The organism is Nocardiopsis sp. NRRL B-16309 (genome assembly GCF_001279585.1).
Taxonomy (GTDB): domain Bacteria; phylum Actinomycetota; class Actinomycetes; order Streptosporangiales; family Streptosporangiaceae; genus Nocardiopsis.
The window spans coordinates 35,964-50,957 of the sequence record NZ_LGEC01000126.1 but is presented as its reverse complement, the minus strand read 5'-3'; the positions used below and the strand labels follow the sequence as shown (position 1 = coordinate 50,957).

Annotated in this window: 11 protein-coding genes; 7 read left to right on the top strand and 4 right to left on the bottom strand. The window is 73.2% G+C overall.

Going from position 1 to position 14,994, the window contains the following annotated elements; all coding sequences use genetic code 11:
* Nucleotides 1-334: 334 nt before the first annotated feature.
* Entirely contained in the window at nucleotides 335-2,089 is a 1,755-nt protein-coding gene (locus ADL05_RS27010) for an NAD+ synthase (RefSeq protein WP_197285949.1), read from the top strand.
* Between the two features lie 149 nt (nucleotides 2,090-2,238).
* Here ADL05_RS27010 and ADL05_RS27005 read toward each other — a convergent pair whose 3' ends face one another.
* The 4 genes from ADL05_RS27005 to ADL05_RS26990 all read right to left on the bottom strand — a co-directional run bounded on the left by ADL05_RS27005 (nucleotide 2,239) and on the right by ADL05_RS26990 (nucleotide 5,912).
* On the bottom strand, nucleotides 2,239-3,120 hold the full coding sequence (locus ADL05_RS27005; RefSeq protein WP_369801002.1) for a DMT family transporter: 882 nt from the start codon (nucleotides 3,118-3,120) through the stop codon (nucleotides 2,239-2,241).
* Between the two features lie 133 nt (nucleotides 3,121-3,253).
* On the bottom strand, nucleotides 3,254-4,252 hold the full coding sequence (locus ADL05_RS27000) for an ATP-binding cassette domain-containing protein (protein ID WP_053619839.1): 999 nt from the start codon (nucleotides 4,250-4,252) through the stop codon (nucleotides 3,254-3,256).
* 3 nt (nucleotides 4,253-4,255) lie between these two features.
* On the bottom strand, nucleotides 4,256-5,119 hold the full coding sequence (locus ADL05_RS26995) for an ABC transporter permease (RefSeq protein WP_369801001.1): 864 nt from the start codon (nucleotides 5,117-5,119) through the stop codon (nucleotides 4,256-4,258).
* Nucleotides 5,112-5,912 carry an ABC-2 family transporter protein gene (locus tag ADL05_RS26990; protein WP_053619837.1) on the bottom strand — a complete coding sequence of 267 codons (801 nt, stop codon included), beginning with the start codon at nucleotides 5,910-5,912 and terminating at the stop codon, nucleotides 5,112-5,114. Before ADL05_RS26990 ends, ADL05_RS26995 begins: the two co-directional genes overlap by 8 nt.
* Nucleotides 5,913-6,195: 283 nt before the next feature.
* On the opposite strand from ADL05_RS26990, the gene ADL05_RS26985 reads away from it, so the two are divergent.
* The 6 genes from ADL05_RS26985 to ADL05_RS26960 all read left to right on the top strand — a co-directional run bounded on the left by ADL05_RS26985 (nucleotide 6,196) and on the right by ADL05_RS26960 (nucleotide 14,991).
* Nucleotides 6,196-6,960, top strand: a complete 765-nt coding sequence (locus ADL05_RS26985; protein WP_053619836.1) for an SDR family oxidoreductase — start codon at nucleotides 6,196-6,198, stop codon at nucleotides 6,958-6,960.
* A gap of 339 nt (nucleotides 6,961-7,299) precedes the next feature.
* The gene (locus tag ADL05_RS26980) at nucleotides 7,300-8,256 is read left to right on the top strand and encodes an ACT domain-containing protein (protein ID WP_053619835.1); all 957 of its coding nucleotides are present in this window, start codon (nucleotides 7,300-7,302) and stop codon (nucleotides 8,254-8,256) included.
* A 117-nt stretch (nucleotides 8,257-8,373) separates the two neighbouring features.
* Entirely contained in the window at nucleotides 8,374-10,116 is a 1,743-nt protein-coding gene (locus tag ADL05_RS26975; protein WP_053619834.1) for a choice-of-anchor I family protein, read from the top strand.
* A gap of 124 nt (nucleotides 10,117-10,240) precedes the next feature.
* A complete protein-coding gene (locus ADL05_RS26970) occupies nucleotides 10,241-10,975 on the top strand; it encodes a L,D-transpeptidase family protein (protein ID WP_053619833.1) in 735 nt (244 codons plus the stop codon).
* A 605-nt stretch (nucleotides 10,976-11,580) separates the two neighbouring features.
* A complete protein-coding gene (locus ADL05_RS26965; RefSeq protein WP_053619832.1) occupies nucleotides 11,581-12,000 on the top strand; it encodes a hypothetical protein in 420 nt (139 codons plus the stop codon).
* 90 nt (nucleotides 12,001-12,090) lie between these two features.
* Nucleotides 12,091-14,991 (top strand): DEAD/DEAH box helicase family protein, encoded by a 2,901-nt coding sequence (locus ADL05_RS26960; RefSeq protein WP_053619831.1) that lies wholly within the window; start codon nucleotides 12,091-12,093, stop codon nucleotides 14,989-14,991.
* Nucleotides 14,992-14,994: the final 3 nt, after the last annotated feature.

The following is a 14,994-nucleotide window of genomic DNA, read 5'->3' as shown; positions in this document are numbered from 1 at the left end:
GGGATTCGGAATTCGTGTTCGGTGTCCGTTCGCGTGGCGGCGGCGAACGGCGTGGCGCGTTCGGGCGGCGGGGGTGGACAACATCGGCGGGGCCCCGGGTCAACGTTGTTGACCTGGGGCTTCGCTCCTTCGTGCTGTGCGGGTGGCGCCGGTGGTGTGGTCCGGTGTTCCGCGCCGAAACTGGAAGGGCGCCTTGTGGTTCATCTCACTGGGGAGGGTGCCGCCGACCGGTTCACGGACGCCTTCGGCGGCCGTCGGGTGAGTGGCGCAATTCCGACGTTATGTAAATGAGACATGTTGCGCCTGTGTTAACTCATTCGCTACTGTCGCCGCCGTGGTACAACTTCGTATAGCTCTGGCCCAGATCAACCCGATTGTCGGAGATCTGGAAGGTAATTGCGACAGCGTCGTCGCTCACGCTCGCCAGGCGAGTGACGCTGGAGCCCATCTCGTCGTGTTCCCCGAGATGGTCGTCACGGGATACTCGGTCGAGGATCTCGCCCTGCGGGACGGTTTCGTCTCCGCTTCCACCAAGGCCACCCACAACCTCGCGGCCCGGCTCGCCTCGGAGGGTCTCGCGCACCTCCCGGTCGTCGTGGGCTTCCTCAGCCGAAGGAAGGGGCCCGGGCCCCGGTTCGGCCAGCCCTCCGGCGCCCCGCAGAACTCCCTCGCGGTGTTGCACGAGGGCCGGATCCGGCTCGTCTCGGCCAAACACCACCTGCCGAACTACGGTGTGTTCGACGAGTTCCGGTACTTCGTTCCCGGAGACACGCTGCCGCTGCTCCAGCTGCACGGGGCCGACATCGCCTTCGCGATCTGTGAGGACCTGTGGCAGGACGGCGGCCCCGTCGCCGCGGCGGCCGAGGCGGGTGCGGGCATGCTGATCACCCTCAACGGCTCGCCCTACGAGAGGCACAAGGACGACGTGCGGCTGGGGTTGTGCCAACGCCGCGCACGCGAACTCGGCGCCGCCATCGGCTACGTGAACATGACCGGCGGCCAGGACGACCTCGTCTTCGAGGGGGACTCGCTCATCGTCGACGCCGACGGGGAGCTCGTAGCCCGCGCCGCGCAGTTCGATGAGGAGCTGCTGGTCACCGACGTCGTCCTGCCCCGGGCGGAGAACACCCTTGGACAGGCGGACGAGGCCGGCGGATTCCGCGTCGTCCGGTACACGGTCTCGGACCGCGCTCCGGCGCCGTACGAGACGCGTCCGCCGTCGCTCGCACCGCGCCGCAACCCCCTGAACGACCTCGGCGAGGTCTACTCCGCCCTCGTGGTCGGCGTGCGCGACCACGTCCGCAAGAACGGCTTCACCTCGGTCCTGGTCGGCGTCTCCGGCGGAGCCGACTCCGCGCTGGCCGCCACGATCGCCGCCGACGCGGTGGGGGCGGACGCCGTCCACGCGCTCGTCATGCCGGGTCGGGGCTGTGACCCCGCCGCCCTGGACGACGCCGAGGAACTGATCAAACGGCAGGGCCTCACCCGGCGCCTGTATCCCGTGGACACGCTGCTCGACGCCCTGGAGTCGACGATCACCGTCGCCGGCGCGGGGAGCGGGGAGGACCTCCTGGAGCAGTCCAGGGGTGTCCTCCTCAAGGCCCTCTCCCGAGAGGAGGGCCACCTGATCCTGGCGACCGGGGACAAGAGCGAGCTGGCGATGGGCCTGTGCGCTCACCACGGAGACGGCGCGGGAGCCTACGCGCCGCTCCGGGACTGCTGGAAGACACTGGTCCGGGAGCTGGCCCAGTGGCGCAACGCCCAGAAGCCGAACACGGACGGGGCCCCGCCCATCCCGGAGCGGGCACTGGTGCGGGACCCGGCTCGGGGGTGGGACGCCGTCGGATCGGCGCCGGAGCAGCCCGGGTACGAGGTCCTCGACGGGTTGCTGGACGCCTATATCGGGACCGACCACGGCGCCTCGGCCCTGACCGCGGCCGGCTTCCCGCCGGACCTCGTCCGGCACGTCGTCCGGCTGGTCGACCGGGCCGAGCACCAGCGCCGTCAGTACCCGCCCGGCCCCAAGATCACCAAGCGCACCCTCGGACGTGACCGGCGGCTGCCGATCACGAACCGCTGGTTGCTCTGACGCCCTGCGGCCGCCTCCCCGGCGTACCGGCCGGGGGCGGCGGCCACCCGGCCGCACCGGCTCGCGGCGGCGGCCATCGCCCTCGAAGCGACGAAACACAACGCAACGAAACCGGGAGGCCCCGGCCGGGGGCGGTGTACGGAGAAACGTTATGCGGCCGGTTCGGGATCCGGCGCCTCCGTCGGGGCCCCGTTCTGCGGCACCGTGAGCAGGCGGATGCCGTACGCGGCGAGCAGCGCGCACACCGCGGCGACCGCGCCGCCCCACCAGCCTCCCGCGTAGGCCTCGCCCATGAAGGCCACGCCCACGACCGCCGCGGCGACCGGGTTGGCGATGGTGGTGATGCCCAGCGGAGCCCCGAGGTCCATCCCCTGGTAGGCCGCCTGGGCGAGGAACAGCCCGAACACCGCGATCACCGCCGTCGCCAACACGGACGGGTGCAGCATGCCGACGGCTCCGGTGTCGCCGAAGACCGCGACCGCGGTCTTGACGGTCGCCGACGAGACGCCGAACGCCACCCCCGCGGCCCCGGCGAGCAGGTAGCTGCGCCACGCCGCCGTGCGGGTCCGGCCGGCCGCCCACGCCGTCAGCGCCAGCAGGCCGACCGTGCCCAGGCCCACAACGATCGAACCGGTGTCGCTGAGCACCCCGCCCTGCCCGCCGGTGACCGTCACCGCGAGCAGCACGCCCAGCGCCACCACGGTGAAGGCGGCGCCACGCCACTCCTCGCGGCCGACCCGGCGCCCGCCCAGCCGGGCCGACCACGGGATACCGAACACCAGCACCAGAACGCCCAGGGGCTGCACCACGGTCAGCGGAGCGAAGCTCACGGCCGCCACCTGGAAGCCCGCGCGTCCGCCGTTGAAGACCAGGGACACCCACCACAGGGGATGGCGCAGCAGCGCGGCCAGCTCACCGCGGCGCGTCAGCGGCGCCCGGACGCGGACGGCGAGCCTGCGCTGCGCCACCGCCGCGGCCGTGTAGGCCGCGCACGAGAGCACACCGAACACGATTCCCAGCCAGATCCCCATGCCCGCCATCATGCCGGTCGGGCCCGCACGATCCGCACGGGGTGGCGCGTCCCCACACCGCGGCGCCCGCCGTCCGTTCCGCCACCAGCGGGAGCAGCCGGGCGCCGGGGGGCCTTCCGCGGTGGTGCGCGTCCTATCCGGCAGTGGCGGCCGAACGCCGGTACAGGGCGGCGACCACGCTCTCGATGTCGGGCTCGCGCAGCGTCAGGTCCGCGACCTCGTGCCGCCGGGTCACCTCGGCGATGACGCGCGCCGGGTTGTCGGACAGCTCCAGCCACTGCCGGGGGCCGTCCACGCGTACACACCGGGCTCCCTCGACCGTGAGCGGCGCGGCGGGCCCGACCAGGTCCACGACCAGGACGCGGGGCGAGGGCACGCTCGCGCGCAGCCCGGCGAGGCCGCCGTCGTAGGCCAACCTCCCCTGGTCGATCACCACCACCCGCTCGCACAGGCGTTCCACGTCGCCCAGGTCGTGCGTGGTCAGCAGGATCGTCGTGCCCTCCTCGGCGTTGAGCCGCAGCAGGAACTCGCGGATGGTCGACTTGCTGACCACGTCCAGCCCGATCGTGGGCTCGTCGAGCACCAGGAGGCGGGGCCCGTGCAGCAGGGCCGCCGTCAGATCGCCGCGCATGCGCTGGCCCAGGGAGAGCTGGCGCACCGGGGTGGACAGGAACGGGCCGAGTTCCAGCAGCGCGGTCAGCTCGGCGAGCCGTCGCGCGTGGTCGGCGGCCGGGACGCGGTACATGTGCCGCGTGAGCTCGAAGCTGTCGCGCAGCGGCAGGTCCCACCACAGGGTGGAGCGCTGCCCGAACACGACCCCGATCCGCGCGGCGAGCCGGGTGCGCCGGCGGGCCGGCTCCAGACCGGTGACCCGCACCCGGCCCTGGGTCGGACTGAGGATGCCGGTGAGCATCTTCATCGTCGAACTCTTCCCGGCCCCGTTGGGCCCGAGGTAGCCGACGATCTCCCCGGGGAACACGGTCAGGTCCACGTCGCGCACCGCGCTGACGGTGCGCCGCCGGCGGCGCAGGAAGGGGCCCTCGCTGACGGTGAAATCCCGGCCCAGGCCGACCGCCTCGATGATCGGTTCGACGCAGGCGCGGGCGGGGACGGCGGTGGTCTTCGGCGGCATCGGTCAGCTCCCGGTGGATCGGTAGTGGCGCAGCCCGAACCGCCAGGTGGCGGCGGCCAGGGCGCACAGCAGGACGGCGACGAGGGGGGTGGCCAGCCGCAGGGCGTCCGGCAGGCCCGTGGGATCGGGGCGGCCCAGCAGGTAGAGGGCGGGCTGCCAGCTGACGAAGGACAGCGGCACGACGAACGTGGCGGCGCGCACGACTCCGCGCGAGTAGACCGACAGCGGATACTCCACCAGCGCCTGGCCGCCGTAGGTCACCGAGTGGGCCGCCTCCCGGGCGTCGGGGAGGACGAACTGCAGGCACGCGCCGATCACCCAGATCGCGCAGGCGATGGCGGTCCCCGACACCAGGAACACCGTCAGCGCCAGCACCCGGCCGGGGGTCCAGTCGATGCCGGCGGCGGCCAGGGCGTAGGCCGTGACCCCGGCGGCGGGCAGGATGCGGCCCAGACGGCGGGGCGCGAAGCGGTCGGTGGCCATCTGCACCAGCGGGGAGACGGGCCGGACCAGCATCGCGTCCAGGGTGCCCGTGCGGATGTGCTGTCCCAGGCTCTCGACCGACCCCATGAGCATGTTGGCGCAGCCGAACGCGGTGGTGGCCAGCCCGGCGATGAGCAGGCCCTCGTGCACGTCGAACCCGGCCAACCGGCCGGCGTGCGTGTACACGACCAGGACCGCGCCGATCTCCGCGATCGCGCCCAGGGACGTGGCCAGGCTCATCAGGACGAGCGACGCCGGGTACTGCGCCATGGCCCGGCACCACGTCCACGCCAGGCGGAGGTAGGTGCGCACGGGGGTACCGGCCGGGTTCCGGCGGGGGCGGACGTCCCTGCCGCCGCGCACGCTTCCGAGGAGGTCAACCACCCTGGACCACTACCCGGGCGGTCGCTCGGGAGGTGGCCCACGCGGCGAACGCGAACAGGGCCAGGGCCCATCCGGCCTGGACCGCGAGGCCGCTCAGGACGGTGCCGCCAGGGAGGGTGTCCTTGCCGAGGAAGACCTCCGCGGGCAGCTGCACGATGGACGCCCAGGGCAGGAGCCGCAGCACCTCGCCCACGCCCGCGGGGAACAGGGGCAGCGGCAGCAGCATGCCCGCGGCGATCGGACCCAGCAACCCTGCGACCGTCTGGACGCCGCGGGTGTCCATCAGCCAGAACCCGGCCAGCTCGTACAGGTAGCGCAGCGCGAAGGAGACGAGCGTGGCCAGCGCGATCGACACCGCCACCGCCGCCCACCGCCACGGGTCGGTCGGGATGAGCAGGTCGAACAGGAACGCCCCGACGGCGAAGACGGGGATGCCCCGGAACACCAGGTGGAAGGCGGCGCGGCCGAGGTCGTCGGCCAGCCACCACCCCAGGAGCGAGACCGGGCGCAGCAGGTCGGTGGCCACGGCGCCGGTACGTATCCGCTCGCCGAGTTCCAGGGGCGAGCCCATGATCGCGACCACCGCGATCAGGCCCTGGGCGACGAAGACCTGGGTGACCGCGTCCTCGGCGTCGTAACCGTTGATCTCGGGGCGGGCCGCGAAGAGGGCGAGCAGCACCATCGCGTTGATGACGCCGAAGACGCTGTTGGTGAACAGCCCGGCGGCCACGGCCGCGCGGTAGGTGGAATAGCGGCGCAGCCCTCGGGCGGCCACCGCGCAGTAGACACGCACGAGCGCGTACTCCCTGGCAGATCGAGACCGTGCAGAAGATGAACGACCGGTCTCGGAACGGGAGCGGGGCCTGGGGACAGGAACCGCCCCCGGAGGAGACACGGGGGTCCGGCACGTCCCTGATGCGGACACAGGTCCGGGTCGCCGCGAGGAAGCGACGCTAGCACATCCGGGGACCGGTACCGGCCCTCGCGCCCGGCGGGCGGTACCGTTCCACGACGGCCGCTCCGGACCGCGACCGGCCGGGGCGGCGAACACGCTGGTGGACGAGGGGAGACCGCGGGTGGCGGAGGCGAGGGCGGAGACGGCCGGGCGGGGCGTCGTGGTGCTGACGGGAGCCGGATCGGGGCTGGGGCGGGCCACCGCGGGGCGGCTGCTCGGCGACGGGTACGCGGTGGTGCTGGCGGGCCGCCGGCGCGCAGCTCTGGAGGAGACCGCCGACGGCCACCCCCGCGCGGTGGTGGCCGAGGCCGACGTGACCCGCGCCGACTCCGTGCGCGCGCTGTTCGCGCTGGTCCGCGAGCGGTTCGGCCGGGTGGACGTGCTGGTGAACAACGCCGGGGTGTTCGGGCCGAGCGCCGCCGTCGACACCGTCTCCGACGACGACTGGCAGAGCGTCCTGGCCACCAACGTCACCGGGTCGATGTACTGCGCGCGCGAGGCGGCCCGCCTGATGAAGGAGCAGGACCCCCGCGGCGGCCGGATCATCAACAACGGGTCCGTGTCGGCGCACGTGCCGCGCCCGTCCAGCGTGGCCTACACCGTGAGCAAGCACGCCGTCTCGGGGCTGACCGCGTCGATGAACCTCGACCTGCGGGGCCACGGGATCGCCTGCACGCAGATCGACGTGGGCAACGCGTCGACCGCGATGGTGGCGGGGTTCGGGGCCGGCGCCGTCCAGCCCGACGGCTCGGTGCGCGCCGAGCCCGTGATCGACCCGGCGCACGTGGCGTCGACCATCGCGCACATCGTCTCGCTGCCGCCGGACGTCTCCGTGCCGCAGGTGACGGTGATGGCGCGGGAGATGCCCTACGCCGGACGCGGGTAGTGCGAGGGGCGGGCCCGTGGGCCCGCCGGGTGCACGGGTTCACGAGCCCACGGGCGCACACGGTGGTTCGCGTCCGGCGGTACCCCCCGTGTCACGGGGGCCACGGCCAGCGGGTCGGAGACGGCGTCGCCGCGCGGTGTCGCGGCGACGGCGGAGGCGGCCGTGACGAACAGGGGCGCGCACGCCGGGACCGCGTGGACTGGGCGCCGAGGTCGAATGCCTGGTCGAGGGCGTGGAATCCTGCGGCGACCCCGCTCCGTGACCAGTGTCACGCTCTGTCGTTACCGGCCCGTCACAGAGTGAACGATCCCCGCAACGTCGGCTTGGCACTGTCGTGGCATGGACGCTTCCGAGGGTGATTACGGAACCGACGACCACACGCGCCCCGGCTTCCTCGGCCGCGAGGCGCTCGACCTGGGAATCCTTCTGCTCGCGGCCGGGGCGGCGCACGTCGTGGTGCTCTCGCTCGGCCACAGCGACGGCGGGGTCGGCGTGCTGATCGCCGTGGGCGTACTCCTGCTCGCGGTGTCCGGAATGCACCGGTGGCACCGCCAGCGCGCCGCGCACGCGGCCCGGCGGCGGCTCCGGCGCGGCGGGCCCACCGGGCCCACGGGGTCCACCGCGCCCGTCGACCCCCTCCCCGCGCCCCTGCACGACCACGCCGACGACCGGCTGTGGAGCGTCCGGGTGACCGTCGCCGACGTCCCCGGCGGCCTGGCCGCGCTCACCTCGCGGTTCGCCGCGCTCGGGGTCGACATCCGGCTCATGCAGGTCCACCCGGGCGGCCCCGAGGCCATAGACGAGTTCTTCGTCAACGCCCCCGCACGGGTGGACGAGGGCGACCTGTACAGCGCCGTGCAGGGGGCGGGCGTCCGGGACGTGATCGTGCGCCCGGCCGACGTCCACGAGCTCAGTGACACCACGAGCCGCACGCTCGCCCTGGTCAGCGCTCTGATCACCGGCGCCACGACCCTGGAGCGGTCGCTGATGGCGCTGTCGGCGGCGCAGGACGTCCAACTCCTCGCGCGTGCGCCGGAGGGCATGGGCCGCGAGGACCTGTCCGGCACGACCATGACGCTCCCGGCACCCGGCGGCGGTGTCCTCGTGGTGCGCCGCGAGGGCGGCGCCGCGCCGTCCGCGGGCGGCGGCGGGCGGCGTGGCGGTCCGCCCCGGCACGGAGACCCGGCGGGCGGCGGCGGTCGGCGGGTGGGCGTTCCGTTCACCGCCCTGGAGTTCGCCCGCTGCCGCGCGCTGGTCCACGTGGCGCTGTCCCTGCGCGCGGACGCGCGCCGCTGAACGACGGCCTCCTTCACCTGGTGGAAGAGCCGCCGTCACCCCGTGTTCGCGGCCTCCTGGTTGGCTTCGGCCCGAGCGTGATCGCGCTCGGTTCCCCCGAAACCACCAGGAAGCCTCATGCGCAAGACCATGGCGGTCACGGCCGCCGTCGCCGTCACCCTGACAGGGGCCGCGTCGATCGCCCACGCCGATCCCGGACACGGGCGCGGACACGGACACGGGCATGGGCACGGACGCGGACCCGTCGGCATCGAACTGTCCGTGCTCGGCACCCACCACTCCGACGTGTTCGACGCGTCCGCGGCCGAGATCGTCGCCCACGACCCGCACACCCAGCGCCTGTTCGTGGTCAGCGCCGCGTCCGCCACCGTCGAGGTCCTGGACGTCTCCGACCCCGAGGCACCGGTCAAGCTCTTCGACCTGGAGACCGCCGGCGCGACGGCGGCCGACGGGTCGACGATCGGCGGGGGCGCCGTAGCCAACTCCGTGGCGGTGCGCGACGGGGTCGTGGCGGTGGCGGTAAAGTCCACCGTGAGGACCGAGTCCGGCTGGGTGGTGTTCTTCGACGTCGAGGGCGCCGTGCTCAACGCCCTCCGGGTCGGCGCACTGCCGGACATGGCGGCCTTCGGACCCGACGGCGGGCCCCTCCTGGTGGCCAACGAGGGCGAGCCGAACGACGACTACACCATCGACCCCGAGGGCTCGGTGAGCGTGATCCGCATGTCCGGCGACCCGGCGGACCTGAGCCAGGACGACGTCTCCACGGCCGACTTCCGCGACTGGGACGGGGACCGTGAACTCCACCCCGACGTGCGGGTCCACGGGCCCGACCTGTCCACCGGGGAACCCGGCACGCCGGGCCGGGTGGCGCGCAACCTCGAACCGGAGTACGTCTCCGCCGTGGACGACGGCACCGCCTACGTCGTGCTCCAGGAGGCCAACGCCTTCGCCGTCCTGGACGTGGAGTCCGCCTCGTTCACCGACATCGTGCCGTTCGGCACCAAGGACCACCTGGAGCCGGGCAACGGGTTCGACGCCTCCAACCGGGACGACGAGATCCGCATCGAGAACTGGCCGGTCCAGGGGATGTACCAGCCCGACGGGTTCGACACCTACTCCTGGCGGGGCCGCACCCTGCTCGTGACGGCGAACGAGGGCGACTCGCGCGGCTGGGACGGCTACTCCGACGAGTCCCGGGTGGCCGACCTGACCGAGGACACGCCCCTGTGCGAGGACTCCCCCCGGCTGGCGGGCTTCCTGGAGGACAACGACCAGGGGATCGGCACGGTCGAGGAGCTGACGGACGAGACCAACCTCGGACGGCTGCACGTGTCCGTCGAGGACGGCCTGCGCGCGGACGGCAGCTGCTACGAGGACCTGTACTCCTACGGCGGCCGGTCGTTCTCGGTCTGGACGGCCGACGGCGAGCAGCTCTTCGACTCGGGTTCGGACTTCGAGCGGATCACCGCCGAGGTCGAGCCGGAGTTCTTCAACTCCAACAACGACGACAGCTCCTTCGACGCGCGCAGCGACGACAAGGGCCCCGAGCCCGAGGCCGTCGTGGTGGGGAAGGTGTCCGGCCGCACCTACGCCTTCGTCGGACTGGAGCGCGTGGGCGGTGTGATGGTCTACGACGTCACCGACCCCCGGTCGGCGTCGTTCGTGCAGTACCTGAACAACCGGGACTTCGCCGCCGAGCCGGACACGCGTGCGGCGGGCGGCCTCGGCCCGGAGGGCCTGGCCTTCATCGAGGCCGGCGACTCCCCGGTCCCGGGCGTCCCGGTCCTGGCGGTCGCCCACGAGGTGAGCGGGACCACGACCCTGTTCCGGGTCGACCGGATGGTGCCCGGCCGCGGCTGACGCCGTTCCCCGTCGCCCGCCACCACCCGCGACGGACGGCCTGACGGCCGCCTGCCCTTCCTCCGTTCGTCCACAGATGCGGAGGAAGGGTGGGGAACGCCGTGCGGGTGGGTAAAGGAGACGTATGGTCACCCCCTTGTCACTCCCTCGACGGTTCCGCCCGCGCCTTCCCACCCGCGCGGCGATCACGGCCGCGGTGATGGTGTGCGCGCTGGTCGCGGCGCTCACCGCGACGGCACGGCCCGCCGCGGCGGTCGCCGCCACGGAGCTGCGCCAGGGCTCCTCCGGGCCGGCGGTGTCGGAGGTCCAGGAGCGCCTGGTCGAGCTGGGCTACTGGATCGACGGCGTGGACGGCATGTTCGGCTTCAACACGGCCCAGGCGGTCACGGCGCTGCAGAAGGCGGCGGGGATCGGCCGCGACGGCATCGTCGGCCCCGAGACCCGGGCGGCGCTCGACGAGGGCGTGCGGCCCTCCGCCACCTCCTCCTCGGGCGACGTTTTGGAGATCGACCTGGAGCGCCAGCTCCTACTGGTGGTCTCCGGCGGCGAGGTCGAACGCGTGCTCAACACCTCCACCGGATCGGGCCGGCCCTACGAGGGCTCCGACGGCACCGAACGGATCGCGACCACGCCGACCGGCACGTACTCGGTCTTCCGCGAGGTGGACGCGTGGGACCCGGGCCCCTACGGCGCCCTGTACAGACCCAAGTACTTCAACGGCGGCATCGCCGTGCACGGCTACCCCAGCGTGCCCCCGCAGCCCGCCTCGCACGGGTGCGCCCGGGTGAGCATGGCCGCGATGGACTGGCTGTGGGAGAGCGGGAACATGGAGGTGTACGCCACCGTCGTCGTGCGCTGACCCCGGCCCGGTTTCGCCGGTCCGCCCTGTGGCGTGCGCGGACCACGTCCGGGACTGCCGCTCGGCGGCGCGGCCACCGCGAAGACCGGCGCGGCGACCGCCGTCCCGATCTTTTCCTTCCGGTGCCCCGATTCGGCCGGGGGAGTGGTCGGACCTCGCGTCCTCTCGCAGGGGCGGAGCGGAGTGTTTCGGTCGAGCCCTATATGGAAAATCGGATGCGCGAAAAAGAGGCGCGTGATCCGACGAACCTCTTTTACCAGGCGCAACAGCAAGGAATCAATGCGTCGTAATAGGGACGTATTCACTCGGCTTCCAGATGACCTTTGAGGTGCTTTCTCAGGAATAATCCTGAGCGTTCACCGGGGTGTGCCCGCGTCACACCCTGGGGTGTCGCACGCCTCTACACCGCCCACACCGCGGGCGCTTTCGTGTGTCACGTTCTTCCGGTAGATTTCCCCGTAGCCGATCAGTCGGAGTTATCTCGGCAACACCCCTCCTCTGGCCGTCGGTGTTCTCCCGCACCCTTGTTCGCGTATGCGCCGTTCGCGCGTGCGCTGTGACGAACACGCACGATCCTGGTCGAATCCCCATCCCGCGGAGACTCATTGAGTACGACGGCCGTTCTCGAACCGACCGGTCCCAACACCTCCCTGCGCGCCACCGGCTGGCTGGACCGCCTGCTGTCCACGCCCGTCGACACCACCGTCGAGCGGATCGGTCTGCTGCGAGACCTGGACGGCTACGACGAGCGGCCCGACCCCCGCACGGCCCGCAGCACCGCCGCCTTCCTGCTGACCATGCGCCGCTACCTCGTCTGGGCGGGCGACTGGTCCTACCTGGAGCTGGAGTACCTGTGCGGCGGCGCGGTCAAGGCGGCCACCTTCCGCGAGGTCCTCGAAGGCACCGAGCTGCCCAGGTACGTGTTCCTGATGGCCTTCGTCACCGCGTGCGCGGGCGAGGACGCCGCGGAGCGCGAGCGGTGGGTCTCGGCCTGGCGGGAACTCCGGAGCGCCGAGGGGCACTGACCGGCGCCCACGGACACCGGCGCGCGCCGATCCGGGAACGGACGCCGAGCGGCCCTGACCCGGGCCAGCCCGCCGGACTACGATCGACGGGTGTCCGAAACCCCCACAGCGTTCGCGACCGCATCCTGGCCCGGCGAGCTGCGGCCCTACCAGCGCACCGCGCTGGACGCCGTCGCCGCGCGCTGGGCGGACGGCCACCGGCGCACCTGGGTCGTGCTGCCGCCCGGCGCAGGGAAGACCCTCGTCGGTGTGGAGGCCGCCCGCCGCCTCGGCCGCCGCACCGTCGTCTTCGCCCCCAACATCGCCATCCAGGGGCAGTGGATCACCCACTGGGAGGCCTACGACCGCCCGGACGGCGGCACGGCCGGTACCGACCGGACCCTGGACCACGACGTCAACGTGCTGACCTACCAGTCGCTCGCGGTCTTCGACCCCGAGGCCGAGTCCAGCGGGAGCGGGTCCGTCCGCGACCGCCTCCACGCCAACGGCGAGGCCCTGGTGAGGGCCCTGCACGACGCGGGCCCGCTCACCGTGATCCTCGACGAGTGCCACCACCTGCTCCAGGTGTGGGGCCGCCTCCTCGCCGAGATCCTGGACGAACTTCCCGACGCCCACGTCATCGGACTGACCGGAACACCCTCCGCAAGCCTGACCAGAACCGAGAAGACGCTGGTGGAGCGCCTCTTCGGAGAGCCGATCACCGGCGCGTCCGTCCCCGCGCTCGTCCGGGACGGCTACCTGGCCCCGTTCGCGGAACTGGCCTACATCACCGTGCCCAACGCGTTGGAGCGCGAATACCTCGCCGAGCAGGGTCTCCGGTTCACGGAGATGTGCACGGAACTGCTCACTCCCGGATTCGCCGAGACCGACTTCCTGCCGTGGATCGACGTGCGGTTCGTCGACCGCTTCACCGCCGGACACGACCAGGCCGACTGGGACCGTCTGGCGGACGAACGCCCCGACGAGGCCGACGCGGTCCTGCGGCTCCACCACGCCGGACTCTGCGCGCTCCCCAGGGGCGCCCGCCTCGCGGAACGGCACCGCCACCCGCCCGACGCCGACGACTGGGTCGCGCTCCTGAAGGACTACGAACGGCACTGCCTCGACCCCGGCACCGAACGGAACAGGGCCGCGCGGCAGAGCATCCGGGCGGCCCTGCCGACGGTCGGGTACCAGCTCACGCGGCGGGGCATCCGCGCCACCACCTCGCCCGTGGACCGCGTCCTCGCCCGCAGCGCCGCCAAGTCCCAGGCGACCGTGGAGATCGTGGACACCGAGTCCGACGCGCTCGGCGACCGGCTGCGCGCCCTCGTCCTGTGCGACCAGGAGCGCGCCCGCACCCCGCGGTCCCTGCGCGGCGTCCTCGCCGAGGACGCCGGGTCGGCGTGGCTCCAGCTGGCCCTGCTCGCGGAGGACCCGCGCACCGCCTTCCTCAACCCCGTCATGATCACCGGGCGCACGGTGGCCACCAGCCCGTGGACCAGCGACGCGCTCATCGGCTTCGTCCTCGCCGAGCGCCCCGACCTCGACCTGTCCGTCCGGGAGGTGGACGGACTCCACGTCATCGAGGGCACGTGGCCGCCGCGCACGCGCGTCGGACTGGTGACGCGCTTCCTGGACTGGGCCGGGTGCAGCGTGCTGGTCGGGACCAGGGCGCTCCTCGGCGAGGGCTGGGACGCGCGGGGGATCAACGTGGTCGTGGACCTGACCACCTCCACGACGGCGACGGCGGTCCTGCAGGGCCGGGGCAGGGCCCTGCGGCTGGATCCCTCCTGGCCCGAGAAGACCGCGCACACCTGGACGGTCGTGTGCGTGAGCCACGACCATCCCAAGGGAGACGCGGACTGGAACCGGTTCGTCCGCAAACACGAGGGCTACCTGGCCCTGGGCACCGACGGCGGAGTGGTGAGCGGGGTGGCGCACGTCGACGCCCGCCTCTCCCCGTACGAACCGCCGCCGGAGGGTGAGACGGACGCGGTCAACGTGCGCATGCTCATCCGGGCGGGCGCCCGGGACGAGACCCGCGAGCAGTGGCGGCTGGGGGAGCCGTACGAGGACACGCTGACCGCCGCGCTGCGGGTCTGGGAGAGGCAGGTGCCCCCCGTGCGGGCCTCCACCCTCAGGCCGTCGACCACCGTGCCGCCTTCCGCGCCGTCCACCGCGTCGACCATGACGCCGCGCACCATGCCGCCCATCGCCCTGCCGGCCGCCGCGGGCGCGGTCGGAAGGGCGGCGGGCGTCCGGCGGCCGAGGCCCGCCGGGCGCGGACGGAGCGCAGCAGTGGGCCAGGCGCTGGCCGTCCTGGCCGCCGTCCTCGTGGTGGGCGCGTTCCTCGGCCCGTGGCAGGTCGCGGCGACGGCGGTCCTGGCGGTCGCGACGGTCTGGGGGGTGGCGGCGGCCGGAGCGGCGCGCGCGGAGCGTGTACGGGTCGCCGGGCGCCTGCTCGCACAGGCCAGGGAACCCGTCGGGATCGACTGGTTCGCGAACGCCGTCGCCGACGCGCTCCTGTTCGCCGGGCACTCCGCGGTGGGGGCCGAGGGCGTCCGTGTCCACGTGGACTCGGCCGGAGTGCACCAGTGCACCCTGACCGGCGCGGGGCCCGAGGCCGCCGAGAAGTTCGCCGTCGCGTTGGAAGAGGTGATCAACCCGGCCGTCGGCGACGAGCGGGCCGGGCCCGGCGGGCACCGCCGCCGGTGCCTGGCGGTCCGGTACGAGCTGCCGGTCCCCGGCTCGGCGCGGGAGGAGCGCGACCGGGCCCGTGCCCAGGCCCGGGGCCGCTCCGCGCCGAACCGGAGGGTCTGGCACGCGGTCCCGGCCGTGTTCGAGCGCGAGCCCCAGGGCCCCCACGCCTTCGAGCGGGGCTGGAACAGGTGGGTGAGCCCGGCGCCGCTCGTCCACCTGAACTCCGCCGGGGTCGCAGGGGACGCCCTGGCCGAGTACCGGGAGACGGTCACCGGAGTGACCACCGGGTTCGGGCTCATCTGGAGCTGACGA